The sequence below is a fragment of the Pectobacterium sp. CHL-2024 genome, from assembly GCF_044751765.1.
GTDB lineage: Bacteria > Pseudomonadota > Gammaproteobacteria > Enterobacterales > Enterobacteriaceae > Pectobacterium > Pectobacterium brasiliense.
Map to the genome: position 1 here is coordinate 106,881 of NZ_JBIXKO010000003.1, position 26,359 is coordinate 133,239.

Genomic DNA, 26,359 nt, shown 5'->3' on the forward strand with positions numbered 1-26,359 from the left:
AGCTAAGCATGAAAGCAGCCCGTACAGGAAAGTTAAAGCGCCAGGAAGATCAAGCCAGCTTTGTTAGCTGGCGTTTTGCGTTGCTTTGCGGCTGTATCCTGCTTGCGATGGTTGGCTTGATGGCGCGTGCGGCTTATCTTCAGGTTATCAACCCAGACAAACTGGTGCGCGAAGGGGATATGCGTTCTCTGCGCGTACAGGAAGTGCCAACGGCACGCGGCATGATAAGCGATCGTGCTGGCCGTCCTTTGGCCGTCAGCGTGCCGGTGAATGCCGTCTGGGCCGATCCGAAAGAAGTGAACGATCGTGGCGGTATTACGTTGGATACGCGCTGGAAAGCACTGTCTGATGCGCTCGATATTCCGTTGGATCAGTTGGCAACCAAGATCAACGCTAACCCGAAAGGGCGCTTCGTGTACCTCGCTCGCCAGGTGAATCCTGCCATTGGCGAATATGTTCATAAACTGAAACTGCCGGGTATTAATCTGCGGCAGGAATCTCGCCGGTATTACCCTTCTGGACAAGTGACCTCTCACCTCATCGGCTTCACCAATATCGATGGCCAGGGTATTGAAGGCGTTGAGAAAAGTTTTGACCGCTGGCTGACCGGGCAACCCGGTGAACGAACCGTGCGTAAAGACCGCTTTGGTCGCGTGATTGAAGATATCTCTTCTGTTGATAGCCAGGCTGCACACAATCTGGCGCTGAGCATTGATGAGCGTCTGCAGGCGCTGGTTTACCGCGAGCTCAACAACGCGGTTGCCTTTAACAAAGCTGAGTCAGGAACGGCTGTGCTGGTTGATGTGAATACCGGTGAAGTGCTGGCGATGGCGAATAGCCCGTCTTATAACCCGAACAATCTGGCGGATACGCCGAAAGAGATTATGCGTAACCGCGCCATCACCGATATCTTCGAACCGGGTTCTACGGTTAAACCGATGGTGGTAATGACGGCGTTGCAGCGCGGTGTCGTCAAAGAAAATAGCGTGCTCAACACGCTGCCTTACTACGTCAACGGTCATGAAATCAAAGACGTGGCGCGCTACAGCGAGTTGACGCTGACGGGCGTGCTACAGAAATCGAGTAACGTCGGTGTTTCCAGACTGGCGTTAGCGATGCCTTCCTCTGCGTTGGTAGATACTTACTCGCGCTTTGGATTAGGAAAAGCGACCAATTTGGGGTTGGTCGGAGAAAGCAGTGGCTTATACCCTCAAAAACAACGGTGGTCTGACATAGAGAGGGCCACCTTTTCTTTCGGCTACGGGCTGATGGTAACACCGTTACAGTTAGCGCGAGTCTACGCCACGATCGGCAGTTTCGGTATTTACCGTCCGCTGTCGATTACCAAAGTCGATCCACCGGTTCCTGGCGAACGCGTCTTCCCTGAAGCGCTGGTGCGTTCCGTGGTGCACATGATGGAAAGCGTGGCGCTGCCCGGCGGCGGCGGTACTAAGGCGGCCATCAAGGGTTACCGTATCGCGATTAAAACCGGTACGGCTAAAAAAGTCGGCCCGGATGGCAAGTACATCAACAAATATATTGCCTACACGGCGGGTGTGGCACCAGCCAGTAACCCACGTTTTGCTCTGGTTGTCGTGATTAACGATCCGCAGGCAGGGAAGTACTACGGCGGCGCGGTTTCTGCGCCAATCTTTGGCGCCATCATGGGCGGCGTTCTGCGTACGATGAATATCGAACCGGATGCGCTGCCGACAGGCGACAAAAACGAGTTTGTAATTAATAGAGAAGAGGGATCAGGTGGCAGATCGTAATTTGCGCGATTTACTTGCGCCGTGGGTGCAAGACACTCCGGCGCGCGCGCTGCGGGAAATGACATTAGACAGCCGCGTTGCGGCTGCCGGGGATCTGTTTGTCGCGATTGTCGGGCACAAAGCAGATGGACGGCGCTATATTCCGCAGGCAATTGCGCAAGGCGTAGCAGCGATTGTTGCCGAAGCTGAAGGTGAGGCCGCTGATGGCACCGTTCGCGAAATGCACGGTGTGCCAGTGGTGTATCTCAGCAACCTGAATCAGCGGCTGTCCGCGCTGGCAGGCCGTTTTTATCAGCAGCCTGCGGAAAAGTTACAGCTGGTTGGCGTAACGGGAACCAACGGAAAAACGACGACAACTCAGCTTCTGGCGCAGTGGAGTCAGGCATTAGGCGAAACGAGTGCCGTGATGGGGACCGTAGGCAATGGCCTATTAGGTCGGGCGATTCCGACAGAGAATACGACAGGGTCTGCTGTCGATGTTCAGCAGGTGCTGAGCCAACTGGTCGATCAAGGTGCGACGTTCGCCGCCATGGAAGTGTCCTCCCACGGCCTAGTGCAGCATCGTGTGGCTGCGTTGCCGTTCGCGGCGGCGGTGTTCACTAACCTGAGCCGCGATCATCTTGATTACCATGGCGATATGGAAAGCTACGAAGCGGCCAAATGGGCGCTGTTCTCCGAGCATCGCGTGGGGCAGATGATTATCAACGCGGATGACGACGTCGGACTGCGCTGGTTGGCGAAGTTGCCGGATGCGGTTGCCGTTACTATGGAAAACAATCTTGTCCCCGGCTGCCGTGGGCGCTGGCTGAAAGCGACACAGATTGATTATCACGATAACGGTGCCACGATTGCGTTTGATTCAAGCTGGGGGCATGGCGCAATTGAAAGCCGCCTGATGGGCGCGTTTAACGTCAGCAATATGCTGCTGGCGCTGGCAACGCTGCTGTCTCTGGGCTATCCGCTCGATAAATTGGTTATCGCGGGTTCTCAGCTGCAACCGGTATGTGGCCGCATGGAAGTTTTCCATGCTGAAGCAAAACCAACGGTCGTTGTGGATTACGCCCACACGCCAGACGCGCTGGAAAAAGCGCTTGAAGCGGCACGCTTGCACTGTCAGGGGAAACTCTGGTGTGTATTTGGCTGTGGTGGCGATCGTGATAAAGGTAAGCGCCCACTTATGGGCGGTATCGCAGAACAACTGGCCGACCGCGTTGTGGTTACCGATGATAACCCGCGTAGTGAAGAGCCTCAGGCAATTGTTGCCGATATTCTCTCCGGGCTGCTGGATGCTGGGCGCGTTCAGGTGATTCACGGTCGGGCTGAAGCGGTCACTAGCGCGATTATGCAGGCGCAGGAAAATGACGTGGTGCTGGTTGCGGGTAAAGGGCACGAAGACTACCAACTGGTGGGCAATCAGCGTCTCGATTATTCCGATCGCATCACCGTTGCCCGCCTGCTGGGAGTGATTGCATGATTCGCGTCTCCTTGCAGCAGCTTGTCACGGTGCTGAATGCGCAGCTGATTGGCGAAGATATTGATATTGAAAATGTTTCAACCGATACGCGTAAGCTGACGTCTGGCGGTTTGTTTATCGCGCTGAAAGGCGAGAAATTCGATGCGCATGATTACGCTGCGGATGCAGTGAAAGGCGGTGCGGCGGCTCTGCTAGTCAGTAAGCACTTACCTATCAATGTGCCGCAACTGCTGGTGAAAGATACGCGTCTGGCGCTGGGCCAATTGGGTGCCTGGGTTCGTCAGCAGTCAACGGCGCGTGTTGTCGCCCTGACAGGCTCTTCCGGCAAAACCTCGGTTAAAGAGATGACGGCGGCGATTCTGCGCCAGTGTGGCTCCGTGTTGTATACCGCTGGTAACTTCAACAACGATATCGGTGTGCCGCTAACGCTGTTGCGTCTGACGGCGGAACACCAGTTCGCAGTGATTGAGCTGGGGGCAAATCACATTGGTGAGATTGCCTATACCACCGATCTGGTGCGGCCGGAAAGCGCGCTGGTCAACAATCTGGCTGCCGCGCATCTGGAAGGCTTTGGCTCACTGGCCGGTGTGGCGCAGGCGAAAGGTGAGATATTTTCTGGTTTGCCAGCAGACGGCGTAGCGATCGTGAATGCAGACAGCAACGATTTCCCGCACTGGCAGGTCATGCTGAATCATAAAACCGTCTGGCGTTTCTCACCGCAGGCTGCTTGCGATATCGATTTTTTTGCCAGCGACGTAGAGATTTTGGCGCAAGGCACGCGTTTCATGCTGCATACACCGTTTGGTGAAACGCAGGTTCTGCTGCCTTTACCGGGTCGACATAACATTTCTAATGCACTGGCGGCGGCTTCGCTGGCGATGTCCGTCGGAGCGACGCTGGAAGCCGTTAAAGCCGGATTATCTCAGCTTCAGGCGGTGCCGGGGCGGCTGTTCCCGATAGCTTTGTCTGAAGGCAAGCTGCTGCTGGATGACAGCTACAACGCCAATGTCGGTTCAATGACGGCGGCGGCACAGGTGCTGGCAGAGATGCCGGGCTACCGTGTGATGGTCGTTGGTGATATGGGCGAGTTGGGGGATGAAGCCCCTGAGTGCCATCGTCAAGTGGGCGAAGCGGCGCGTGCCGCGGGCATCGATCGCGTATTGAGTGTGGGAAAGTTGAGTGAATTGATCGGCACTGCCAGTGGCAATGGTGAGCATTTTCAGGATAAAGCCGCGCTGGTTTCACGTTTGAAGGTGCTGATGTCAGAACATAACGTCATCAGCGTATTGGTCAAAGGCTCACGCAGTGCTGCGATGGAGCAGGTTGTACATGCATTACAGGAGAATGCGCAATGTTAGTATGGCTGGCCGAACATTTGGCCAAACTTTATACCGGCTTTAACGTCTTTTCTTATTTGACGTTCCGCGCCATTGTCAGCCTGCTGACCGCATTGGTTATTTCCTTATGGATGGGGCCGCACATGATTGCCTGGCTGCAGCGTTTGCAGATTGGGCAGGTTGTGCGTAACGAAGGGCCGGAATCACATTTCAGTAAGCGCGGAACCCCGACGATGGGGGGCGTGATGATCCTGGTGGCGATTATCGTTTCCGTTTTGATGTGGGCGAATCTGTCTAACCCGTATGTCTGGTGCGTACTGCTGGTGTTAGCGGGCTACGGCGCGGTCGGCTTTGTTGATGACTACCGCAAAGTGGTCCGTAAGGATACCAAGGGGCTGATTGCCCGCTGGAAATATTTCTGGCAGTCGGTGATTGCGCTCGTGGTGGCTTTCACCATGTATTCCATCGGTAAAGATACGCCAGCCACGCAGCTGGTTGTGCCGTTTTTCAAAGACGTAATGCCGCAACTGGGCCTGCTCTATGTTGCGCTGGCCTACTTTGTGATTGTCGGCACCAGTAATGCCGTAAACCTGACTGATGGTCTGGATGGCTTGGCAATCATGCCGACTGTGTTTGTTGCGGCAGGTTTTGCACTGGTGGCATGGGCAACAGGGAACATGAACTTTGCCGGTTACCTGCACATTCCGTATATCCGCCATGCCAGTGAACTGGTGATCGTCTGTACCGCGATTGTGGGCGCAGGGCTTGGGTTCCTGTGGTTTAACACCTATCCGGCTCAGGTTTTCATGGGGGACGTAGGTTCTCTGGCGCTGGGCGGCGCGCTGGGGACTATTGCGGTCCTGCTGCGCCAAGAGTTTTTGTTAGTGATTATGGGCGGTGTCTTCGTGGTCGAAACGCTGTCGGTGATTTTGCAAGTCGGGTCCTTTAAGTTGCGCGGGCAGCGGATTTTCCGCATGGCGCCGATTCATCACCATTATGAACTTAAGGGCTGGCCGGAACCGCGCGTGATTGTGCGCTTCTGGATTATTTCGTTGATGCTGGTGCTGATTGGCCTGGCAACGCTGAAGGTACGGTAAGACATGGTGGACTATCAGGGTAAAAAAGTCGTCATTATCGGGTTGGGTCTGACCGGGCTCTCCTGTGTTGATTTCTTTCTCGCGCGCGATGTCGTACCGCGCGTGGTGGATACCCGTATCAGTCCGCCAGGTCTGGATAAGCTGCCGGAGCAGGTGGAACGACACCTCGGTAGCCTGAATGAAGACTGGCTGATGAGCGCAGATTTGATCGTCGCCAGTCCTGGTGTTGCCTTGGCGACGCCGATTCTGTGTGACGCCGCCGACGCTGGTATTGAGATTGTTGGTGATATCGAACTGTTCTGTCGTGAAGCGCAAGCCCCGATTGTGGCGATTACCGGTTCCAACGGTAAAAGCACGGTGACGACGCTGGTCGGCGAAATGGCGCGTGCCGCAGGCTGGCAGGTGGGTGTGGGGGGCAACATCGGTCTACCTGCACTGCAACTGCTTGAACAGCCTGCTCAGCTGTATGTGTTGGAGCTGTCGAGTTTCCAATTGGAAACGACGAGTAGCCTGCATGCTGCTGCGGCAACCATTTTGAACGTGACGGAAGATCACACTAACCGTTACCCGTTTGGTCTACAGCAGTACCGGGCGGCGAAATTGCGTATTTATGAACACGCGGATTTGTGTGTTGTGAATGCTGATGATGCGCTGACCATGCCTGTTCGCGGTGCGGATGCACGCTGCCGCAGTTTTGGAGTCGATGTCGGCGATTACCATCTTAACCGCCAGCAGGGAGAAACCTGGCTGCGGGTTGACGGTGAACGTGTGCTCAATACCCGTGAAATCAAGCTGGTTGGGCAGCACAATTATACGAATGCATTGGCAGCGCTGGCGTTGGCTGATGCAGTGAAGATTCCACGTGCGTCTGCGTTGACGGCGTTGACGTCATTTACCGGACTGCCTCATCGCTTTCAAATGGCTTTCGAGCGTAATGGCGTGCGGTGGATCAATGATTCTAAAGCCACCAATGTGGGCAGCACCGAGGCCGCATTGAGCGGTTTGGCGGTAGAAGGCACGTTGCACCTGCTGTTAGGCGGTGACGGTAAATCTGCCGATTTCTCGCCGCTGGTGCCGTATTTGCAGGGCGAGCACATTCATTTGTACTGCTTCGGTCAGGATGGGCAACAGCTGGCTGCGCTGCGCCCGGAAATTGCCGAGCAGACAGAAACGATGGAACAGGCAATGCGTATCATCGCCGAACGCGTTAAGCCGGGCGATATGGTGCTGTTGTCGCCAGCCTGCGCAAGTCTGGATCAGTTCCGCAGTTTTGAACAGCGAGGCGATGAATTCGCTCGTCTGGCGGAGGAGTTAGGCTGATGCGGTTCTTCGGGCTGGCGTTTATCGAGCGCATCAAGAGCTGGGTTATGGGAACGCGCGAAAGCGATACGCTCAGCGTTGTTCTGTACGACAGGACGCTGGTGTGGTTGACGCTTGGGCTGGCCGTGATTGGCTTTGTGATGGTGACGTCGGCTTCTATGCCTGTTGGGCAGCGTCTTGCCAGCGACCCGTTCCTGTTCGCGAAACGTGATGCGATTTATATCGGGTTGGCATTTGGCTTGTCGTTAATCACGCTGCGTGTGCCGATGGAGATATGGCAACGTTACAGCCCGGTACTGCTACTGCTCGCCATGGTTATGTTGCTGGTGGTGCTCGCGGTGGGAAGCTCGGTCAACGGTGCGTCACGCTGGATTTCGCTGGGGCCATTGCGTATTCAGCCTGCGGAATTATCCAAGCTGGCGCTGTTTTGCTACCTGTCCAGCTACATGGTGCGCAAAGTTGAAGAAGTGCGAAATAACTTCTGGGGCTTTTGTAAACCAATGGGCGTGATGGTGGTGTTGGCGGTGCTGCTGCTGGCACAGCCGGACCTCGGTACCGTGGTGGTACTGTTTATTACGACGCTGGCGATGCTGTTTCTGGCTGGCGCTAAGATGTGGCAGTTTCTGGCGATCATCGGCTGTGGCGTGTTTGCCGTTGGCCTGCTGATTGTCGCTGAGCCTTACCGTATGCGCCGTGTGACGTCTTTCTGGAATCCATGGGACGATCCGTTTGGCAGCGGCTACCAGTTAACGCAGTCCCTGATGGCATTTGGGCGCGGTGAATTCTGGGGGCAAGGGCTGGGGAATTCAGTACAGAAACTGGAATATTTGCCGGAAGCACATACCGATTTCATTTTCTCTATTTTAGGTGAAGAACTCGGCTATATCGGTGTGGTTTTAGCGTTGTTAATGATATTCTTCGTCGCTTTTCGCGCGATGTCTATCGGGAAGCGGGCGCTGGAGATCGATCAGCGTTTTTCGGGCTTTCTGGCGTGTTCCATCGGTATCTGGTTCAGCTTTCAGACGCTGGTGAACGTAGGCGCGGCGGCGGGGATGCTACCGACAAAAGGACTGACGTTGCCGCTGATCAGTTACGGCGGTTCGAGTTTGCTGATTATGTCGACGGCGATAGTGTTGCTGTTACGCATTGATTTTGAAACGCGTCTGACGAAAGCGCAGGCGTTTACGAGAGGTGCCCGATGAGTGGCGAAGGCAAGCGTTTGATGGTGATGGCTGGCGGTACGGGCGGGCATGTCTTTCCCGGGCTGGCGGTTGCGCACCACCTGATGGCGCAGGGCTGGCAGGTTCGCTGGTTAGGTACGGCGGATCGTATGGAAGCCGATTTGGTGCCTAAGCATGGTATCGAAATTGATTTTATCCGCATTTCTGGCTTGCGTGGTAAAGGCATTCGGGCGCAGTTAAGCGCGCCGATTCGTATTTTTCAGGCAGTGCGTCAGGCTCGCGCGATTATGCGCCGTTACCAGCCTGACGTGGTGCTGGGGATGGGCGGTTATGTTTCCGGTCCCGGCGGCTTGGCTGCCTGGCTGTGCGGCATTCCGGTTGTCCTGCATGAGCAGAACGGTATTGCAGGGCTAACCAATCGCTGGTTATCCCATATCGCCAAAAAGGTATTACAGGCATTCCCGGGCGCGTTTCCTAAAGCAGATGTTGTGGGGAACCCGGTCAGAACCGATGTGCTGGTATTGCCTGCGCCGGAAACACGATTAGCCGATCGCTCAGGCCCTGTGAGGGTGCTGGTTGTTGGTGGTAGCCAGGGCGCAAGAGTGCTGAATCAAACGCTACCCGGCGTGGCAGCACAGTTAGGCGATCGCGTGACGATTTGGCATCAGGTTGGTAAAGGAGCGTTATCAACCGTTCAGCAGGCCTATCAGGATGTTGGACAGACGCAGCACAAGATTACCGAATTTATTGATGACATGGCGGCAGCTTACGCCTGGGCGGATGTGGTGGTGTGCCGTTCCGGCGCATTGACCGTCAGTGAAATTGCAGCGGCTGGGTTACCGGCGCTGTTTGTCCCGTTCCAGCATAAAGATCGGCAGCAGTACTGGAATGCGCTGCCGCTGGAAAAGGCAGGTGCGGCAAAAATTATTGAGCAGCCACAGTTCAGCGTGGCGGCTGTTAGCGAGGTGCTATCCGGTTGGGAGCGCGCAACCTTGCTGACAATGGCACAAAAAGCCCGCGCAGTGGCCATTCCAGATGCAACCGACCGGGTTGCGGCGGAAGTCAGTGCAGCGGCAGGCAGTCGGGCCACACATGTGGCTCATGGTTAATTAATACAACGTTGTCGGACATAAGGCTGTGCGACGACGCTACAAGGTAGCGATAGAATAAAGTGAATACTCAACAACTGGCGAAACTACGTTCAATCGTGCCCGAGATGCATCGCGTCCGGCACATACACTTTGTCGGCATCGGCGGTGCTGGCATGGGTGGTATCGCCGAAGTGTTGGCCAACGAAGGTTATGAAATTAGTGGTTCCGATCTGGCTCCAAATGCGGTGACGCAGCAGTTGACTGAACTTGGCGCGCAGATTTACTTCCACCACCGTGCAGAGAACGTTCTGAACGCCAGCGTGGTGGTGGTGTCAAGTGCGATTACTGCGGATAACCCTGAGATTGTCGCCGCGCATGACGCACGTATTCCGGTGATCCGTCGTGCCGAGATGTTGGCGGAACTGATGCGTTTTCGTCACGGTATTGCGATCGCAGGTACGCACGGTAAGACGACGACGACGGCGATGGTCTCCAGTATTTACGCGGAAGCGGGACTGGATCCGACATTTGTGAACGGTGGATTAGTGAAGGCGGCGGGAACGCATGCGCGCTTGGGCTCAAGCCGTTACCTGATTGCGGAAGCGGATGAAAGCGATGCGTCTTTCCTGCATTTGCAGCCGATGGTAGCGATTGTGACCAATATCGAAGCTGACCATATGGACACGTATCAGGGTGATTTTGAGAACCTGAAGCAGACATTCATCAATTTCCTGCACAACTTGCCGTTTTATGGGCAAGCGGTGATGTGTATTGATGATGCGGTAATCCGTGAACTGCTGCCGCGCGTGGGTCGTCATATCACCACGTATGGTTTTAGCGACGATGCTGATGTGCGTATTTCAGGGTATCACCAGACTGGCGCGCAAGGGCATTTCACGCTGGAGCGGAAAGATAAACCGCTGCTTACTGTCACGCTGAATGCACCGGGGCGTCACAATGCGCTCAACGCGGCAGCGGCGGTTGCCGTGGCGACCGATGAAGGCATTGATGACGAGGCGATTCTGCGCGCGCTTGAGCGTTTTCAGGGCACCGGTCGTCGCTTTGATTTTCTCGGTGAATACCCGCTTGAGCTGGTGAATGGTCAAAGCGGTACGGCGATGTTGGTGGATGATTACGGCCACCATCCGACGGAAGTCGATGCCACGATTAAAGCCGCCCGCGCCGGGTGGCCAGATAAGCGGTTGGTCATGATTTTTCAGCCGCATCGCTATACGCGAACCCGTGATTTGTATGACGATTTCGCACATGTGCTATCGCAGGTTGACGTGCTGCTGATGCTGGATGTGTATTCTGCTGGAGAGTCGCCGATTCCGGGCGCGGACAGCCGTTCGCTGTGCCGTACGATTCGCGGAAGAGGTAAGATTGATCCGATTCTGGTGACGGATGTGGATACTTTACCGGAACTGTTGTCACAGGCGCTGCGAGGTGAAGACCTGATTTTGGTTCAGGGCGCCGGCAACATCGGTAAACTGGCGCGTAAACTGGCTGATTCCAGATTACAGCCACAGATGAGTGAATGAGGAACATCATGACTGAGAAAGTTGCTGTATTGCTTGGTGGAACCTCTGCCGAACGTGAAGTGTCGTTACTTTCCGGTCAGGCGGTTTTGGCTGGCCTGAAAGAAGCGGGCATCAACGCGCATGCGGTTGATACCCGTGACGTCTCTGTGACGACGTTAAAGGAAGAAGGCTTTACCAAGATTTTCATCGCCTTACATGGTCGTGGTGGCGAAGATGGTACATTGCAGGGCGTTCTGGAGTTCTTGGGGCTGCCTTATACCGGTAGCGGCGTCATGGCATCTGCACTGACGATGGATAAACTCCGCACCAAACAGGTGTGGCAAGCCGTGGGATTACCGGTGTCGCCATACGTGGCGCTGGATCGTCGCCAATATTCAGAAACGGCGGCAAACGCGCTGCTGGCGAAATTCACCCATCTCGGGCTGCCGCTGATCGTCAAGCCAAGCCGTGAAGGTTCCAGCGTGGGGATGAGCAAAGTGAATACGCTGAGCGAACTGCCTGCTGCACTGGAAGAAGCATTCCGTCACGATGACGATATTCTGATCGAGAAGTGGCTGAGCGGCCCAGAGTATACGGTGGCTATCCTGGGTGATGACGTGTTGCCTTCTATTCGTATTCAACCTGCGGGTACGTTTTACGATTATGAAGCGAAGTATTTATCGGATGATACGCAGTATTTCTGTCCGAGTGGTTTGCCGGACGAGCAAGAGCAGGCGCTAGCTGGACTGGCGATGGCGGCTTATCGTGCGGTGGGCTGTAGCGGATGGGGACGCGTCGATTTTATGCTGGATAGCGACGGTGCCTTCTATCTGCTTGAAGTGAATACGTCTCCGGGGATGACGAGCCACAGTCTGGTTCCTATGGCAGCGCGCCAACGTGGGCTGACTTTCTCGCAACTGGTCGTGAAAATTTTAGAGCTCGCTGGCTGATATGTCGCAGGCAGCGCTGAATACACGCGGACGAGAGCCTGAAACCAAAGGAACACGTCGCAGTAATGGAGGCCAATTGGCAGGGATGATTTTCCTGCTGATGGTGATAGGGACGATCGTCTGGGGAAGCTGGATGGTTGTGGGGTGGATGAAAGATGCCAGCCGCTTACCGCTCTCCCGCATGGCAGTGACAGGGGAAAGACAGTACACCACCAACGACGATATCCGTCAGGCTATTTTGTCGTTGGGGTCGCCGGGAACGTTCATGACACAGGATGTGAACGTGATCCAGCAGCAGATCGAGCGTCTGTCGTGGATAAAACAGGCTAGCGTGCGCAAGCAGTGGCCGGACGAATTAAAGATTCATCTGGTTGAATATGTTCCGGTAGCGCGTTGGAATGATCAGCTAATGGTTGATGCAGAAGGAAATTCGTTCAGTGTACCCGCCGAACGTATTGGCAATCGCAAAATGCCGCTGCTGTATGGCCCGGAAGGCAGTGAAGCAGAAGTGCTGGAAGGCTATCGCACAATGAATCAGACGCTGGCCGCCGGGAAGTTTACGTTAAAAATGGTGGCGATGAGTGCGCGGCATTCGTGGCAACTAGGATTAGACGATGATACTCGCCTCGAATTGGGGCGGGACGACAGGGCTAAACGTCTGCAACGCTTTATCGAGCTGTATCCGCTGTTGCAGCGGCAGGCTCAGAGCGAAAACAAACGTATCAGCCATGTGGATTTGCGGTATGACAGCGGGGCCGCGATAGGTTGGGCTCCAGCTTTGCTTGATCAGCAACAGGGTGATCAACAACAACACGGTGATCGGCAACGAGTTGGTCAGCACTAAGACATTGATCAGCAACAGAACAGTAACCAGAAACAGGCACAGGCTAAACAACAATGATCAAGTCGACGGACAGAAAACTGGTAGTTGGGCTGGAAATCGGTACAGCAAAAGTGGCTGCGCTGGTAGGGGAAGTTCTGCCCGATGGCATGGTCAACATTATTGGCGTAGGCAGTTGCCCGTCACGCGGTATGGATAAAGGCGGTGTAAACGATCTGGAATCGGTCGTTAAATGTGTTCAGCGTGCTATTGATCAGGCTGAGTTGATGGCAGACTGCCAGATCTCTTCCGTGTATCTGGCGCTCTCGGGAAAACACATCAGCTGCCAGAATGAAATAGGGATGGTGCCTATTTCAGAAGAAGAGGTTACGCAGGACGACGTGGAAAGCGTGGTGCATACCGCTAAATCCGTGCGCGTGCGTGATGAACATCGTGTTCTCCATGTGATTCCACAGGAGTACGCGATCGATTATCAGGAAGGGATTAAAAACCCGGTTGGCTTATCCGGCGTGCGCATGCAGGCGAAAGTCCACCTGATAACCTGCCATAACGATATGGCGAAGAATATTGTTAAAGCCGTTGAACGCTGCGGCTTAAAGGTCGACCAGCTGATTTTTGCGGGACTGGCTTCCAGTTATGCGGTTCTGACAGAAGATGAACGTGAGCTGGGCGTGTGTGTCGTTGATATTGGCGGCGGTACAATGGATATCGCGGTCTATACCGGCGGCGCATTGCGACACACTAAAGTGATTCCGTATGCGGGTAATGTGGTTACCAGCGATATTGCTTACGCATTTGGTACTCCGCCGACGGATGCCGAAGCGATCAAGGTTCGTCACGGTTGTGCATTAGGCGCGATCGTTGGCAAAGATGAGAATGTGGAAGTCCCGAGCGTTGGAGGACGTCCACCCCGCAGTCTGCAAAGACAGACATTGGCGGAAGTGATTGAACCACGTTACACCGAGCTGTTGAACTTGGTGAACGATGAACTTTTACAGTTGCAGGAGCAGTTGCGTCAACAAGGCGTGAAACACCATCTGGCAGCCGGGATCGTGCTGACGGGCGGTGCCGCGCAAATAGACGGTCTGGCGGCCTGTGCGCAGCGTGTGTTCCATACACAGGTGCGTATTGGACAACCAATGAATATAACAGGGCTGACGGATTATGCCCAAGAGCCTTATTACTCAACGGCGGTTGGGTTGCTGCATTACGGAAAAGAATCTCATCTGGGTGGTGAGCATGAAGTCGAAAAACGTGCCTCAGTGAGCAACTGGTTCAAGAGAATCAACAGCTGGTTGAGGAAAGAATTTTAATTTTATCAAAGAGATCACCTGGCACAGTTTTATGATCTCGCAGTTACAGGCACAAACGGAGAGAAATTATGTTTGAACCAATGGAATTAACCAACGACGCGGTGATTAAAGTCATCGGCGTCGGTGGCGGTGGTGGTAATGCCGTCGAACACATGGTGCGTGAGCGCATCGAAGGCGTCGAATTCTTCGCGGTCAACACGGATGCGCAGGCATTACGTAAAACGGCTGTGGGCCAGACGATTCAGATCGGCAGTGGTATCACGAAAGGTCTGGGCGCTGGCGCTAACCCTGAAGTCGGCCGTAATTCGGCTGAAGAAGATCGTGAAGCACTGCGTTCAGCACTGGAAGGTGCGGACATGGTGTTTATCGCCGCAGGTATGGGCGGTGGTACAGGTACAGGTGCTGCGCCAGTTGTGGCTGAAGTCGCAAAAGACCTGGGCATTCTGACCGTCGCTGTGGTGACCAAGCCTTTCAACTTTGAAGGCAAAAAGCGTATGGCGTTTGCCGAGCAGGGTATCGCTGAGCTGTCTAAGCACGTCGACTCGCTGATCACTATTCCAAACGACAAGCTGCTGAAAGTGCTGGGACGCGGTATTTCCCTGCTGGATGCATTTGGCGCGGCAAACGATGTACTGAAAGGCGCGGTGCAAGGTATTGCCGAGCTGATCACGCGTCCAGGCCTGATGAACGTCGACTTTGCAGACGTGCGTACCGTGATGTCCGAAATGGGTTATGCCATGATGGGTTCCGGTGTTGCGCGTGGTGAAGACCGTGCAGAAGAAGCGGCTGAAATGGCGATCTCCAGCCCGTTGTTGGAAGATATCGATCTGTCCGGCGCACGTGGCGTGTTGGTCAACATCACGGCGGGCTTTGATCTGCGTCTGGATGAGTTCGAGACGGTTGGTAACACCATCCGTGCATTCGCGTCCGATAATGCGACAGTCGTAATCGGTACGTCGCTTGACCCGGAAATGAATGATGAACTGCGTGTCACGGTTGTTGCGACGGGTATCGGCATGGACAAGCGTCCTGAGATTACTCTGGTGACGAACAAGCAGGCCAGCCAGCCTGTGATGGATCATCGTTATCAGCAACACGGTATGACGCCACTGGCGCAGGAAAAACCGGCTGCTAAAGTGGTTAACGACCAGAATCCGCAGACGAATAAAGAGCCAGATTATCTGGATATCCCGGCGTTTCTGCGTAAGCAGGCAGACTAATTTGCTGCCAGATAACGTTGGAATCTCCGCTCTTTGTGCTAAACTGTGCCGCCGAGCCTGGTGTATACTAGGTCGGTAGGTTCAGTAACATGCGAGATAAAATGATGATCAAACAACGTACATTAAAACGTATTGTTCAGGCGACTGGTGTCGGGTTACATACCGGCAAGAAGGTCACGTTGACCATGCGTCCTGCACCGGCAAATACCGGGGTCATCTATCGCCGCACAGACTTGAATCCCCCGGTTGATTTTCCGGCTGATGCAAAATCCGTGCGTGATACCATGCTCTGTACTTGCCTGGTTAATGAGCATGACGTCCGTATTTCTACGGTGGAGCATCTTAACGCTGCGCTTGCAGGGTTGGGCATTGACAATATTGTCATTGATGTTGACGCGCCAGAAATTCCAATTATGGATGGCAGCGCCAGCCCGTTCGTTTACCTGCTGTTAGATGCCGGTATCGAAGAGCTGAATTGTGCCAAGAAATTCGTACGTATCAAACAGCCCGTTCGCGTTGAAGACGGCGACAAGTGGGCCGAGATGAAACCGTTTAACGGCTTCAGCCTGGATTTCACTATCGACTTCAACCACCCGGCGATTGATGCGGGCAACCAGCGCTATCGTTTGGATTTCTCCGCTGATGCGTTTGTTCGCCAGATCAGCCGTGCGCGTACATTCGGCTTCATGCGCGATATCGAATACTTGCAGTCTCGTGGGTTGTGCCTGGGCGGCAGTATGGATTGTGCCATCGTCGTTGACGATTACCGCGTACTGAACGAAGACGGTCTGCGTTTTGAAGATGAGTTTGTCCGCCATAAAATGCTGGATGCCATCGGTGACCTGTTTATGTGTGGCCACAACATCATCGGTGCGTTCTCTGCGTTTAAATCTGGACACGCACTGAACAATAAACTGTTGCAGGCTGTGCTGGCAAATGAGGAAGCGTGGGAATACGTGACCTTTGAAGACGAAGCTGAGATGCCGTTGGCATTTAAAGCACCGTCTATCGTGCTGGCGTAACGCTTGAACTTGAAGTAATCATTTCTTATTACGACTGGTTTTATTGGTACTCTCTCCGGCCAGTGAAGCCAGTCGTTCTAATATCTTTCTGAGTTTTTCCGGGCTGTTGCCTGCTAATGTCCTCAATGTCTCCGCACTTTGTTCACTCAACTGACGCAACGGTTTGTCATCGGTATTTTCCGTCGGCGTAATGTCATTATTTTTCACGATTTCATGCCCTTTTGCGGCAAGCGTTGGATTAATCCTGATGTCGATTGAAGCCAATGATGGTAGTATTTGTGCGCGTAATGCAGAGAGCAGCGCAGGTTGTTCGTAACGTAATCGCATCAGCCAACTGGCGTTGGCGGTTTCCAGTATCAGTAAACCTTGCCGGTAATTAGCGACGCGGCACCATGGGTGCAACGGTGCAGGCAGTAACCCGCGTACGGCACGGTTGAGTTTTAATAAGGCGATAGCGCGCTGTTGCACATCTTGTAGCGGGCCTTTACCCGACATAGATGCGCTATCAAACAGAAATTCCAGTGATTGTGGGCGGCTATCACGCATAGACCTGGCTCCGGTGGATGTTACTCGTGATTGGTATTCTAAATCGTTGGCGACAATTTGGCAGACGTTATTTCTGGCCGCATCTCTTATTAGGGATGGTCGCGGCGAGTCTTGGCCTGCCGACAAGCCTGAACGACTCACAGGATATCGCCTCACTCCCTAATTCAAGCTCCAGCGTGAGTCGCCAGAATCACGTCTCGCTGAACCTTACCGATCTGGTCGCGCTGAAGGAAGCGCATCGGCGCTCGTCCTACAGCGTTGATTATTGGCATCAGCATGCGATTCGCACGGTAATCCGTCATCTTTCTTTTGCGTTGACGACGCCACAGACGGCCAGTGCCGAGCAGGTTGACGATCTTCAACCTCATTCTTTGGTTTTGCTGGATACGCTAAATGCGTTGTTGACGCAGGATTCCCAGTATCCCTTTGTGATCTCCCCCCATGCTGGGCATGTCACTTTTTATCCTCAGGCACACCATCAAATCGGCGTCTGGCTTGCCCAAATCCGCGGCATCCGCGCAGGGCCCTCTCTTTTCAGCTGAACGTGTAGTGGATAATTAGCTGAAGAAATTTCTCTCGTTTTTTGCTGAGTTTCTCAGTTTTTCGATGTTGTGTTGCCACTGGATACGTGGCACTTGTGAGATTAAAACTATTATGGTCATGAATATCCTAACCAAAATTTTTGGTAGCCGTAACGATCGTACGCTGCGTCGTATGCGTAAAAATGTTGATGTCATTGGTCGTTTAGAACCAGAAATGGAAAAACTTTCAGATGAGGAACTGCAAGCGAAAACGCAGGAGTTCCGTGCCCGTCTGGAAAAAGGTGAGACGCTGGAGAACCTGCTGCCGGAAGCCTTCGCGGTAGTCCGTGAATCTAGTAAGCGTGTCTTTGGCATGCGTCACTTCGACGTGCAGCTTATCGGCGGTATGGTACTGAACGAGCGCTGCATCGCGGAGATGCGTACCGGTGAAGGTAAAACGCTGACGGCAACGCTGCCTGCGTACCTGAATGCGCTGACCGGCCGTGGCGTACACGTAGTTACCGTGAACGATTATCTGGCACAGCGTGATGCCGAAAATAACCGTCCTTTGTTTGAATTCCTTGGCCTGAGCGTTGGTATCAACCTGCCGGGAATGCCTGCTCCAGCGAAGCGTGAAGCCTATGCGGCAGACATCACTTACGGTACCAATAACGAATACGGTTTTGACTACCTGCGTGACAATATGGCGTTTAGCCCGGAAGAACGCGTGCAGCGTAAATTATACTACGCGCTGGTGGATGAGGTTGACTCCATCCTAATCGATGAAGCGCGTACGCCGCTGATCATATCTGGCCCGGCTGAAGACAGCTCTGAGCTTTATATCAGCGTCAATAAAATCATCCCTCACCTGATCCGTCAGGAGAAAGAAGATTCGGATACCTTCCACGGTGAAGGCCACTTCTCTGTTGATGAGAAAGCGCGTCAGGTTAACCTCACCGAACGTGGTCTAGTTCTGGTAGAAGAACTGCTGGTGAAAGAAGGCATTATGGAAGAGGGCGAGTCGCTGTACTCTCCGACCAACATTATGCTGATGCACCATGTGACCGCTGCGCTGCGTGCGCACGTGTTGTTTACCCGCGATGTCGATTACATTGTGAAAGACGGTGAAGTCATCATCGTCGACGAACACACAGGCCGTACTATGCAGGGGCGTCGCTGGTCTGATGGTCTGCATCAGGCTGTGGAAGCGAAAGAGAAGGTGACCATTCAGAATGAAAACCAGACATTGGCTTCCATTACCTTCCAGAATTACTTCCGCCTGTATGAAAAACTGGCAGGTATGACCGGTACGGCAGATACCGAAGCGTTCGAATTCAGCTCCATCTATAAGCTGGATACGATTGTGGTGCCGACTAACCGTCCGATGATTCGTAAAGACTTGCCTGACTTGGTCTACATGACCGAGCAGGAAAAAATTGATGCCATCATTGAAGATATCAAAGACCGCTCTGTAAAAGGTCAGCCTATTCTGGTCGGTACGATCTCCATTGAGAAATCAGAAGTGGTTTCTCAGGCGCTGGAAAAAGCGGGCATCAAACACAATGTGTTGAATGCGAAATTCCACGCCATGGAAGCGGACATTGTTGCACAGGCGGGGCAGTCTGGTGCGGTCACCATCGCGACCAACATGGCTGGTCGTGGTACGGACATCGTATTGGGTGGTAGCTGGCAGGCCGAAGTCGCCCATCTGGAAAATCCAGATGACGCGCAAATTGCAGAAATCAAAGCAGCCTGGAAAGTACGCCATGATGCGGTGCTGGCTGCGGGTGGCTTGCACATTATCGGTACAGAGCGCCACGAATCTCGCCGTATCGATAACCAGCTGCGTGGTCGTTCCGGTCGTCAGGGGGATGCGGGTTCATCACGTTTCTATCTGTCGATGGAAGATGCGCTGATGCGTATTTTTGCCTCCGATCGCGTTTCTAATATGATGCGTAAACTGGGTATGAAACCGGGCGAAGCGATTGAGCACCCGTGGGTCACCAAGGCGATTGCTAACGCACAGCGTAAAGTGGAAAGCCGTAACTTTGATATTCGTAAACAGCTGCTGGAATACGATGATGTGGCGAACGACCAACGTCGTGCGATCTACACACAGCGTAACGAACTGCTGGATGTGTCCGATATCAGTGAAACCATCACCAGCATTCGTGAAGATGTGTTTAAAGCGACCATCGACAGCTATATTCCACCGGAATCTCTGGAAGAAATGTGGGATACGGAAGGTCTGGAACAGCGCCTGAAGAACGACTTCGATCTGGATATGCCGATCAAGGCGTGGCTGGATAAAGAGCCTGAGCTGCACGAAGAAACACTGCGTGAGCGTATTTTCCAGCAGGCGCTTGAGGTTTATCATCGCAAAGAAGAAGTGGTTGGCGCTGAAGTCATGCGCAACTTTGAGAAAGGCGTGATGTTGCAGACGCTGGATTCCTTGTGGAAAGAGCATCTGGCGGCAATGGATTATCTGCGTCAGGGCATCCATCTGCGTGGTTATGCACAGAAAGATCCGAAACAAGAATATAAGCGTGAGTCGTTCTCTATGTTTGCCGCGATGCTGGAATCACTGAAATATGAAGTGATCAGTACACTGAGCAAAGTTCAGGTGAGAATGCCGGAAGAAATTGAAGCGCTGGAGCAGCAACGCCGCGAAGAAGCTGAGCGTTTGGCACAGCAGCAACAGTTTAGCCATCAGGAAGAAGATAGCCTGAACACCGGTTCACCGGCGCAAGCAGATCGTAAAATTGGACGTAACGACCCTTGCCCATGTGGTTCAGGCAAGAAATATAAGCAGTGCCACGGTCGCTTGCAGAAATAATTGACTGCTGATCCAGTAGTTAATATGTGATAAGTACAAGGGCGGTCATTGACCGCCTTTTACTTGATAAGAATCTGATAGGAAGTGTCATGACGCAAAAACAGTTATCCGTCGCGGTCGGCATCATCCGCAATGCGGAGCAGCAATATTTCATTGCTCGCCGCCCTGATGGCGTTCATATGGCCGGGATGTGGGAATTTCCCGGCGGTAAAGTTGAAGAAGGTGAAACGCCAGAGCAGGCGCTGATTCGTGAACTGCGTGAAGAAACGGGTATCGAAGCCAGCGCACCACAGCCGCTAAACGACAAAACGTTTTCTACGTCGGAGAGAATCATCACGCTTCATTTCTTTCTGGTTGAAACGTGGCAGGGGGAACCCTATGGTCGGGAAGGTCAGGAATCTCGCTGGGTGGGCGTAGAAGAATTACGTGAGGAAGAGTTTCCGCCAGCGAACGCGGAGATGATCCGCTGGCTGAAATCGCTTTAATCTGGCTTTACTTTTTCCTGTCTGAAAGCCCCTGCCTTCAAACTATCGTGGCGAAACGTGGCCGTTAGCGCGTTTCGCTCCAGTCTTCACTATCAGAAACCATATCATCACTTGGAATACGCTTTTCCTCATCAGCCCATTCCCCTAAATCGATGAGCTGACAACGTTTGCTGCAAAATGGGCGATAGATGCTGGTTTTATCCCAGATGACTGCCTGCTTGCAGGTTGGGCACTTTACCGTCGTAATTTCTGCTGTCATAAAATTCTTTTCACTCTATTTGGTACTTAACACATATTTGCTACTTAACGCATTCTGGCTGGTCGGGCTGAGTCTAGCAGCAGGCCAGTTCAAAGGTTAAACGCGGAGGAATATGGCCGTTTTCGCTATCTAATGGCAGAAAACGGATGGCATAGCGTGTCTTATGGCCGGATATCTGCGGATAGAGCTGATGTATCTGCTCAAGGCGCAAACGTAGCAGATCAGCATCGGAGGCATTGTCCTGGAAAAAACCGTTCAGGCTGGTCTGCGGGCGGAACGTGCCAGAATGGCGGATCAGTTCCAGGATCATGTCCAAGGCTTGTTTGAGCGGCGATAAGGAGTTAAGCCAGCCGGAAACCAATTTCTCACGCAGTTCCTGAGGCTGGTGCAGCCAGCTATGCAAAGTGGGCAGATCGAAACTACAGCACCCGCCGGGAATACCAAGCCGCTGGCGTACCATGCCAATCAGGCGATCTTCCCGTAAGAACTGCCCCATTCGTGGTGCGGCCATCAACGTACTGGCCAGATCTTTCAACTGGCGTCTCAACGTATGGATGCGCTCCATGTCCACGCCCGGTACATCACTCCATTGCAGCAGTTTTTGCTGTTGCCGTTCCAGTTCTTTCAGCAGCTCGGTACGGACATCTCCACGTTCCAGCACATCGAGCAGTTCGGCGATAGCACGAAAAAATGTCAGAGCGCCTCCCATATCGGTCAGGGAGTGGTTTTGATGTAACTGCTGCAATAATGATTCGATACGCAACCAGGTACGTGTTTTTTCGTTCAGCGGGTATTCGAATAAAATCGTTGAGGGGGCGTCACTCATTCTTAGTCATCCTGTCGGCTGCGGAGGCGGCAAGCTCCAGGTACTGGCGGTGTAATTCCGCAACCTGTGGAACCAGCTCGTTTGGGCAGCGACTGTTATCAATAATATCATCGGCATAAGCCAGGCGCTGTTCTCGGGTAGCCTGTGCTGCCAGTATGTTTTCTGCTTGTTGCTGGCTGATGCCATCGCGGGCCAGCGTACGTGCAAGCTGTGTTTCTTTGTCTACATCAACGACCAGAATACGCTGTGCCCGCTGCTGTAAACCGTTCTCCACCAGTAAAGGGACGACCCACAGAATGTACGGTGCGGATGCAGCCTGAAACTGGGCCTGTGTTTCTTGGTGGATCAACGGATGGAGTAAATTATTCAGCCACTGTTTCTCCTCTGGTGAGGAGAAAATCCGCTGGCGTAGTGCGGCACGATTCAATGAACCATCAGTATTGAGCATAGCGTCGCCAAACCGGAGCCTGATGGCATCCAGTGCGGGTTCCCCAGGCTCGACTACCTGACGCGCGATAATATCCGCATCAACGATGGTGGCCCCTAATTTGGCAAATTCATCAGCTACGGTGCTTTTTCCGCTGCCGATACCGCCCGTTAAGGCTACGATGTATGTCATTGCACCCGTGTTGAAAAGTTAACATTTCTACTATTTTCAAGGGTGAGGAATATCTTCCCGTCCCCCTGAAGTCAATCAGGTATCAACCGCAGTGTGCTTCACGTTATCACTTGCTGGGTGATAGGTAAATTTCTCTGATTTTATCCCAAATAAAGTGAAAATCGCAGTCTTGCCGCAGGATTATTCCTGCGTATGATAACGTCACTGGTAAAGGGCATTATTTTTTCAGAAATGATTATGCTCAGTAACGATACTGAGTATGCCGCCGTCATTAACCAGGAACTCGAACCTCATGCGTATTGAAGAAGATTTAAAGTTAGGCTTTAAAGACGTTCTCATCCGGCCAAAGCGTTCGACGCTGAAAAGCCGCTCCGACGTTGAACTGGAACGTCAATTCACCTTCCTCCATGCCGGCGGCAACTGGTCCGGCGTACCGATTATCGCAGCCAATATGGATACCGTGGGTACGTTTAGTATGGCGGAAGTCTTGGCCTCTTTTGATGTTCTGACGGCTGTGCATAAACACTACTCTGTCGAACAATGGTCTCAGTTTGTGCAACGCACACCAGCATCGGTATTGCGCCATGTCATGGTCTCGACCGGGACATCTGAGGCTGATTTCATCAAGTTAAAGCAAATCTTGGCGCTGTCGCCTGAGCTGAAATTTATCTGTATCGATGTCGCGAATGGCTATTCAGAGCACTTTGTCACGTTCCTGCAAAAAGCACGCGAGGCCTGCCCGGATAAGGTCATCTGTGCAGGAAACGTTGTGACCGGCGAAATGGTTGAAGAACTGATTCTCTCCGGTGCGGACATCGTGAAAGTCGGCATTGGCCCCGGTTCTGTCTGCACGACGCGTGTTAAAACGGGTGTAGGCTACCCTCAGCTTTCTGCCGTTATTGAATGTGCTGATGCTGCACATGGTCTCGGTGGGCAAATCGTGAGCGACGGCGGTTGTGCTATGCCGGGCGATGTCGCGAAAGCATTCGGCGGTGGAGCCGATTTCGTCATGTTGGGCGGTATGTTGGCAGGACATGACGAATGTGAAGGCACCATCGTGGAAGAAAACGGTGAGAAGATGATGTTGTTCTACGGCATGAGTTCCGCATCCGCTATGGAGCGTCACGTTGGCGGTGTGGCGGAGTACCGTGCTGCAGAAGGAAAAACCGTGAAGTTGCCTCTGCGCGGTCCGGTAGACAATACCGTGCGCGATATTCTTGGCGGTCTGCGCTCGGCCTGTACCTATGTTGGTGCATCCCGTTTGAAAGAGCTGACAAAGCGTACAACGTTTATCCGCGTGGCCGAGCAGGAAAACCGCATTTTCAACGGGTAATTGCCGCCGTTACGTGCCGTCTTTCCGTCCGTTGTCAGCGGTGATGCATACGGCGTAGTTTGTCGCTGTTTGTATGTTGCATTGGTTTGTATGTTGTATTGGCCGGTTCAGGCACCGGCCAATACATTCCCCAACTGGAAGATAGGCAAATACATGCCAATCACCAGCGCCCCGACCATTCCCCCGACGACCATCATCAACAACGGTTCCAGCGTTTGTGTCAGCATGTCTGCCTGCTGCTGTACCCGACCTTCATGCCATTCTGCCAGTTGTGTAAAGATCGCATCCAACGCACCGGTTTCTTCCCCCACGCGGATCAGTTGCGGGCAGGGCGCAGGGAATAGTACGGCGTGATGCTGTGTTGCGTGGTATAGCGACGTCCCCTGATGCAGCTGCGCCTGTATTTGTTGAATTGCGGCCTGATAAAGTGGGTGACGGATCGTCGCGGCGGCATCCAGCCCTTCGGGGAGCGTCAAGCCAGCATGTTGCGTCATGGCGAGAATATGAAATATCTGGTTCAGTGATTTAACGCGTAACAGGCTGGATACGATAGGAAGCTTCAGCAACCATTCTTGCTCTCGGGTTTTCCACAATGGCCGTTTCTGCCTCAAGCGGGCGTACCCCACTATCAAACTGCTAAGTACCAGCACCCCAATGAATCCGTAGTCAGATATGGCCTCTGCCAGATAAAGCAATTGCCGGGTAAACCACGGCAACGGCGTCTCGAACGAGGAATAGAGCGAGGCAAACTCGGGCAGAACCAGCGTTAACATCATCATGCTGACCAGCATGGCGATTGCTAAAACAAAGCAGGGGTAACGTAACGCTTTGATGACTTTCTGTTGCAGCCTGGACTGTTTTTCTTGCTGCTGGGCGAGCTGTAGGCAGCATGCGTCCAGCTTGCCGGTTAGCTCGCCGACGGCAATGAGGGAACGATACAGAACGGGAAAGATGTGAGGATATTCCTGTAGTGCTTCAGACAGTGAGCTTCCCTGAGCAACATGGGTACGAACATCCCGTAATACGCAGCGCCAGCCGGGACGATCGTGCTGTTCCGACACCAGTTTTAATGCTTCCAGCAGTGGTAATCCGGCTTGTAGCAGGGCAGCAAGCTGTTTGATTAACTCGCCTAGCTGTTCACGTTTCCAGTAGCGTAGTGACAGGTAATGGCTGACTTTTACGAGAAGCGGTTGGTAACCCTGTGCAATCAGGCTGGCATAGACGTGCTGGCGATGTGTGCTAATGAGTTCTCCATCGATAAATTCGCCCTCGGATGTGATGGCCTGCCAGTGATATAAGCGCTGTAGCCTCATTTCGCCTCCTGATTCATTGACCGCTCATCGCCCACCACACGGTAGACTTCAGCAAGTGAGGTCAGGCCGTCGTTGACCAACTCAAGCCCTGCGGTCAGTAACGTTGGAAAACCGGCATGGCGAGAGAGTGCAGATAATTCCCCTGTGCTGGCGTTGCCCGCTAGCGCTGCCTGAAAATCTGGCGTGATAGGTAACAATTCATAGAACGCAACGCGACCATAGTAGCCAGAAAAACAGTGGCTACAGCCGCGGGCTTGCCAATGTTGCAGTGGCCCCTGCCATACATCGTTTGGTAGTGAAAGTAGCGGTTCTCCTGGGGTTTTACAGTGCGGGCATAACCGACGAACAAGGCGTTGTGCGATGATGAGTTTTAGCGCCGCAGCTAACAGGTAACCGGGGATGCCCAGATGACTGAGGCGAGTTAACGTTTCTACGGCAGAATTGGTATGCAGCGTGGACATGACCAGATGGCCGGTTTGTGCGGCTTTTACCGCAATTTCTGCGGTTTCTGCGTCACGGATTTCACCGATCATAATGACGTCTGGATCCTGTCGCAGTAGTGCTCGTAAAATTCGGCCGAAGCCCAGTTCGGCTTTGGGATTAATTGCCGTTTGGTTGATGCCCTGCAGGGGAATTTCGACCGGATCTTCCACACTACAGATATTGCGGCTGCACTCGTTTAGCCAGCGTATCGCGCTGTAAAGCGTGACGGTTTTTCCACTGCCCGTTGGACCCGTGACTAACAGCATTCCCTGTGAAGCACTCAGCACGCTAATCACCTGCTGTAACGCCTTTGCGCTGAGCCCGAGTTTATCCAGTGCTAGCTCCTGCTGGTGCGTTTGCAGAATACGCAGTACGACTTTTTCGCCTTGTTGTACGGGCAGCGTAGCGATGCGTAATGAGTAGGCTTGTTGATCCAGCGTCAGGCTGAATTGGCCGTCCTGCGGCAGTCGCCGTTCGGCGATGTTCAACTTACCCATGATTTTCAGCCGCGCGGTAATACGGTTTGTCAGTTCGGGCGGCGGTGCGGATATGGCCTGTAGCACGCCGTCAATGCGTAGGCGTACGCGATAGCCGTCCAGTAATGGCTCAAAGTGGATATCAGAGGCGCGCCGCTGAACCGCGAGACGCAACGTTTGATGGATAAATTGTGCAACGGGTGAGTCATCGTCATGATCCTGCTGCCCTGTGCTGTTGTTATGAATATTGTTATGAGTGTTGGCATGGTAGGTTTCTGCGGGCTCGGCAACGGCGTTCACCGGGTTAAGCTGCTGTTCCATTCTGGCTTGTGGCCACTGTTCCACCATAATGCGGCGATTGCTGGCGAAACGCAGCGCGGCAATCATCTCCGCAGAAGGGGAAGCCGTGACGGCGACCGACAGCGTTTGTTCGTCGAGACCGAGCAACAATGCCTGATAACGTCGGCACAGCGTCTGTAACTCGCTGAGCGTATGCTCGGAGGAGAAGGAGGAGTCTGTCATGA

23 protein-coding genes are annotated in these 26,359 nt (G+C 53.4%); 17 read left to right on the forward strand and 6 right to left on the reverse strand.

What is annotated here, in order from left to right; genetic code table 11:
• Positions 1-8: 8 nt before the first annotated feature.
• The 13 genes from ACIPUG_RS07225 (at position 9) to lpxC (ending at position 16,138) form a co-directional block, all read left to right on the forward strand.
• Positions 9-1,772 carry a peptidoglycan glycosyltransferase FtsI gene (locus ACIPUG_RS07225; RefSeq protein WP_014916654.1) on the forward strand — a complete coding sequence of 588 codons (1,764 nt, stop codon included), beginning with the start codon at positions 9-11 and terminating at the stop codon, positions 1,770-1,772.
• Positions 1,759-3,246, forward strand: a complete 1,488-nt coding sequence (gene murE / locus ACIPUG_RS07230; RefSeq protein ID WP_400337996.1) for a UDP-N-acetylmuramoyl-L-alanyl-D-glutamate--2,6-diaminopimelate ligase — start codon at positions 1,759-1,761, stop codon at positions 3,244-3,246. Before ACIPUG_RS07225 ends, murE begins: the two co-directional genes overlap by 14 nt.
• Entirely contained in the window at positions 3,243-4,604 is a 1,362-nt protein-coding gene (gene murF / locus ACIPUG_RS07235) for a UDP-N-acetylmuramoyl-tripeptide--D-alanyl-D-alanine ligase (protein ID WP_400337998.1), read from the forward strand. The genes murE and murF overlap by 4 nt, the downstream gene beginning before the upstream one ends.
• Positions 4,598-5,680 (forward strand): phospho-N-acetylmuramoyl-pentapeptide-transferase, encoded by a 1,083-nt coding sequence (gene mraY, locus ACIPUG_RS07240; protein ID WP_010298023.1) that lies wholly within the window; start codon positions 4,598-4,600, stop codon positions 5,678-5,680. The genes murF and mraY overlap by 7 nt, the downstream gene beginning before the upstream one ends.
• Positions 5,681-5,683: 3 nt before the next feature.
• Positions 5,684-7,000: a UDP-N-acetylmuramoyl-L-alanine--D-glutamate ligase gene (murD, locus tag ACIPUG_RS07245; RefSeq protein ID WP_014916651.1), complete on the forward strand. Its 1,317-nt coding sequence runs from the start codon at positions 5,684-5,686 to the stop codon at positions 6,998-7,000.
• Complete coding sequence (gene ftsW, locus ACIPUG_RS07250; protein ID WP_014916650.1) at positions 7,000-8,202, forward strand: cell division protein FtsW; 1,203 nt, start codon at positions 7,000-7,002, stop codon at positions 8,200-8,202. The genes murD and ftsW overlap by 1 nt, the downstream gene beginning before the upstream one ends.
• A complete protein-coding gene (murG, locus tag ACIPUG_RS07255) occupies positions 8,199-9,290 on the forward strand; it encodes an undecaprenyldiphospho-muramoylpentapeptide beta-N-acetylglucosaminyltransferase (RefSeq protein ID WP_400337999.1) in 1,092 nt (363 codons plus the stop codon). Before ftsW ends, murG begins: the two co-directional genes overlap by 4 nt.
• A gap of 62 nt (positions 9,291-9,352) precedes the next feature.
• Positions 9,353-10,813: a UDP-N-acetylmuramate--L-alanine ligase gene (gene murC, locus ACIPUG_RS07260; protein WP_010681517.1), complete on the forward strand. Its 1,461-nt coding sequence runs from the start codon at positions 9,353-9,355 to the stop codon at positions 10,811-10,813.
• A gap of 8 nt (positions 10,814-10,821) precedes the next feature.
• Positions 10,822-11,742 carry a D-alanine--D-alanine ligase gene (locus ACIPUG_RS07265; protein WP_039509897.1) on the forward strand — a complete coding sequence of 307 codons (921 nt, stop codon included), beginning with the start codon at positions 10,822-10,824 and terminating at the stop codon, positions 11,740-11,742.
• 1 nt (position 11,743) lies between these two features.
• The gene (gene ftsQ, locus ACIPUG_RS07270; protein WP_039278323.1) at positions 11,744-12,586 is read left to right on the forward strand and encodes a cell division protein FtsQ; all 843 of its coding nucleotides are present in this window, start codon (positions 11,744-11,746) and stop codon (positions 12,584-12,586) included.
• Between the two features lie 53 nt (positions 12,587-12,639).
• Positions 12,640-13,896 (forward strand): cell division protein FtsA, encoded by a 1,257-nt coding sequence (gene ftsA / locus ACIPUG_RS07275; RefSeq protein WP_010298002.1) that lies wholly within the window; start codon positions 12,640-12,642, stop codon positions 13,894-13,896.
• 68 nt (positions 13,897-13,964) lie between these two features.
• A complete protein-coding gene (gene ftsZ, locus ACIPUG_RS07280; protein WP_005975217.1) occupies positions 13,965-15,116 on the forward strand; it encodes a cell division protein FtsZ in 1,152 nt (383 codons plus the stop codon).
• Positions 15,117-15,220: 104 nt separating this feature from the next.
• Complete coding sequence (gene lpxC / locus ACIPUG_RS07285; RefSeq protein WP_400338125.1) at positions 15,221-16,138, forward strand: UDP-3-O-acyl-N-acetylglucosamine deacetylase; 918 nt, start codon at positions 15,221-15,223, stop codon at positions 16,136-16,138.
• Positions 16,139-16,156: 18 nt separating this feature from the next.
• Here lpxC and ACIPUG_RS07290 read toward each other — a convergent pair whose 3' ends face one another.
• A complete protein-coding gene (locus ACIPUG_RS07290; RefSeq protein WP_010681513.1) occupies positions 16,157-16,684 on the reverse strand; it encodes a DUF721 domain-containing protein in 528 nt (175 codons plus the stop codon).
• Between the two features lie 26 nt (positions 16,685-16,710).
• Here ACIPUG_RS07290 and secM point away from each other — a divergent pair, with 26 nt between their 5' ends.
• The 3 genes from secM to mutT all read left to right on the forward strand — a co-directional run bounded on the left by secM (position 16,711) and on the right by mutT (position 20,526).
• Complete coding sequence (secM, locus tag ACIPUG_RS07295) at positions 16,711-17,226, forward strand: secA translation cis-regulator SecM (RefSeq protein ID WP_174435823.1); 516 nt, start codon at positions 16,711-16,713, stop codon at positions 17,224-17,226.
• A gap of 112 nt (positions 17,227-17,338) precedes the next feature.
• The gene (gene secA, locus ACIPUG_RS07300) at positions 17,339-20,041 is read left to right on the forward strand and encodes a preprotein translocase subunit SecA (RefSeq protein ID WP_205564989.1); all 2,703 of its coding nucleotides are present in this window, start codon (positions 17,339-17,341) and stop codon (positions 20,039-20,041) included.
• 89 nt (positions 20,042-20,130) lie between these two features.
• Positions 20,131-20,526 carry an 8-oxo-dGTP diphosphatase MutT gene (gene mutT / locus ACIPUG_RS07305; RefSeq protein WP_039278334.1) on the forward strand — a complete coding sequence of 132 codons (396 nt, stop codon included), beginning with the start codon at positions 20,131-20,133 and terminating at the stop codon, positions 20,524-20,526.
• A gap of 64 nt (positions 20,527-20,590) precedes the next feature.
• Here mutT and yacG read toward each other — a convergent pair whose 3' ends face one another.
• The 3 genes from yacG to coaE form a co-directional block, all read right to left on the reverse strand.
• A complete protein-coding gene (gene yacG, locus ACIPUG_RS07310; RefSeq protein ID WP_039509889.1) occupies positions 20,591-20,785 on the reverse strand; it encodes a DNA gyrase inhibitor YacG in 195 nt (64 codons plus the stop codon).
• Between the two features lie 73 nt (positions 20,786-20,858).
• The gene (zapD, locus tag ACIPUG_RS07315) at positions 20,859-21,611 is read right to left on the reverse strand and encodes a cell division protein ZapD (RefSeq protein WP_039509888.1); all 753 of its coding nucleotides are present in this window, start codon (positions 21,609-21,611) and stop codon (positions 20,859-20,861) included.
• The gene (gene coaE, locus ACIPUG_RS07320; RefSeq protein WP_039497919.1) at positions 21,604-22,230 is read right to left on the reverse strand and encodes a dephospho-CoA kinase; all 627 of its coding nucleotides are present in this window, start codon (positions 22,228-22,230) and stop codon (positions 21,604-21,606) included. Before coaE ends, zapD begins: the two co-directional genes overlap by 8 nt.
• A 292-nt stretch (positions 22,231-22,522) precedes the next feature.
• On the opposite strand from coaE, the gene ACIPUG_RS07325 reads away from it, so the two are divergent.
• Positions 22,523-23,563 carry a GMP reductase gene (locus ACIPUG_RS07325; RefSeq protein WP_010681506.1) on the forward strand — a complete coding sequence of 347 codons (1,041 nt, stop codon included), beginning with the start codon at positions 22,523-22,525 and terminating at the stop codon, positions 23,561-23,563.
• A gap of 107 nt (positions 23,564-23,670) precedes the next feature.
• Here ACIPUG_RS07325 and hofC read toward each other — a convergent pair whose 3' ends face one another.
• Together hofC and gspE are read right to left on the reverse strand one after the other, a co-directional pair.
• Complete coding sequence (gene hofC, locus ACIPUG_RS07330) at positions 23,671-24,876, reverse strand: protein transport protein HofC (protein ID WP_400338001.1); 1,206 nt, start codon at positions 24,874-24,876, stop codon at positions 23,671-23,673.
• Positions 24,873-26,357: a type II secretion system protein GspE gene (gene gspE, locus ACIPUG_RS07335; RefSeq protein WP_400338003.1), complete on the reverse strand. Its 1,485-nt coding sequence runs from the start codon at positions 26,355-26,357 to the stop codon at positions 24,873-24,875. The genes hofC and gspE overlap by 4 nt, the downstream gene beginning before the upstream one ends.
• Positions 26,358-26,359 lie beyond the last annotated feature (2 nt).

Bases quoted from the DNA above. Each gene is read 5' to 3' on its own strand.
- ACIPUG_RS07225 (WP_014916654.1), top strand. From the start codon at position 9: ATGAAAGCAGCCCGTACAGGAAAGTTAAAGCGCCAGGAAGATCAAGCC.
- murF (WP_400337998.1), top strand. From the start codon at position 3,243: ATGATTCGCGTCTCCTTGCAGCAGCTTGTCACGGTGCTGAATGCGCAG.
- mraY (WP_010298023.1), top strand. From the start codon at position 4,598: ATGTTAGTATGGCTGGCCGAACATTTGGCCAAACTTTATACCGGCTTT.
- murD (WP_014916651.1), top strand. From the start codon at position 5,684: ATGGTGGACTATCAGGGTAAAAAAGTCGTCATTATCGGGTTGGGTCTG.
- ftsW (WP_014916650.1), top strand. From the start codon at position 7,000: ATGCGGTTCTTCGGGCTGGCGTTTATCGAGCGCATCAAGAGCTGGGTT.
- murG (WP_400337999.1), top strand. From the start codon at position 8,199: ATGAGTGGCGAAGGCAAGCGTTTGATGGTGATGGCTGGCGGTACGGGC.
- ACIPUG_RS07265 (WP_039509897.1), top strand. From the start codon at position 10,822: ATGACTGAGAAAGTTGCTGTATTGCTTGGTGGAACCTCTGCCGAACGT.
- ftsQ (WP_039278323.1), top strand. From the start codon at position 11,744: ATGTCGCAGGCAGCGCTGAATACACGCGGACGAGAGCCTGAAACCAAA.
- ftsA (WP_010298002.1), top strand. From the start codon at position 12,640: ATGATCAAGTCGACGGACAGAAAACTGGTAGTTGGGCTGGAAATCGGT.
- ftsZ (WP_005975217.1), top strand. From the start codon at position 13,965: ATGTTTGAACCAATGGAATTAACCAACGACGCGGTGATTAAAGTCATC.
- lpxC (WP_400338125.1), top strand. From the start codon at position 15,221: ATGATCAAACAACGTACATTAAAACGTATTGTTCAGGCGACTGGTGTC.
- ACIPUG_RS07290 (WP_010681513.1), bottom strand. From the start codon at position 16,684: ATGCGTGATAGCCGCCCACAATCACTGGAATTTCTGTTTGATAGCGCA.
- secA (WP_205564989.1), top strand. From the start codon at position 17,339: ATGGTCATGAATATCCTAACCAAAATTTTTGGTAGCCGTAACGATCGT.
- mutT (WP_039278334.1), top strand. From the start codon at position 20,131: ATGACGCAAAAACAGTTATCCGTCGCGGTCGGCATCATCCGCAATGCG.
- yacG (WP_039509889.1), bottom strand. From the start codon at position 20,785: ATGACAGCAGAAATTACGACGGTAAAGTGCCCAACCTGCAAGCAGGCA.
- zapD (WP_039509888.1), bottom strand. From the start codon at position 21,611: ATGAGTGACGCCCCCTCAACGATTTTATTCGAATACCCGCTGAACGAA.
- coaE (WP_039497919.1), bottom strand. From the start codon at position 22,230: ATGACATACATCGTAGCCTTAACGGGCGGTATCGGCAGCGGAAAAAGC.
- ACIPUG_RS07325 (WP_010681506.1), top strand. From the start codon at position 22,523: ATGCGTATTGAAGAAGATTTAAAGTTAGGCTTTAAAGACGTTCTCATC.
- hofC (WP_400338001.1), bottom strand. From the start codon at position 24,876: ATGAGGCTACAGCGCTTATATCACTGGCAGGCCATCACATCCGAGGGC.
- gspE (WP_400338003.1), bottom strand. From the start codon at position 26,357: ATGACAGACTCCTCCTTCTCCTCCGAGCATACGCTCAGCGAGTTACAG.